Genomic DNA, 236 nt, shown 5'->3' on the forward strand with positions numbered 1-236 from the left:
GGACGGTGGATTCCGCAGAAACAATCGTGGTATCGGTCTGGGTATACCAGGGGCCGATAATCAACTTGCCGGCTTCTACCTGTTTCTTCACACGGTCTTTGTTTTCCGGTTTCACCGCGAAATAATCTTCGAGGATCGCCGTTTGCCCGTCGAGTACGTAATATTTGTATTCGTTGTCCTGTTCCAGTCGGCACAGGATCTCTTCCATATTATTGACCAGCAGAATACGTGACTCT

1 protein-coding gene is annotated in these 236 nt (G+C 48.7%); it reads right to left on the bottom strand.

The window, feature by feature from the left end; translation table 11 throughout:
• The coding region (locus SB719_RS22560) for a hypothetical protein (RefSeq protein WP_412160093.1) at window positions 1–236 on the bottom strand (236 nt) is incomplete at both ends.

The sequence above is a fragment of the Pantoea sp. SIMBA_079 genome (genome assembly GCF_046940275.1).
GTDB classification, from domain to species: domain Bacteria; phylum Pseudomonadota; class Gammaproteobacteria; order Enterobacterales; family Enterobacteriaceae; genus Pantoea; species Pantoea borealis.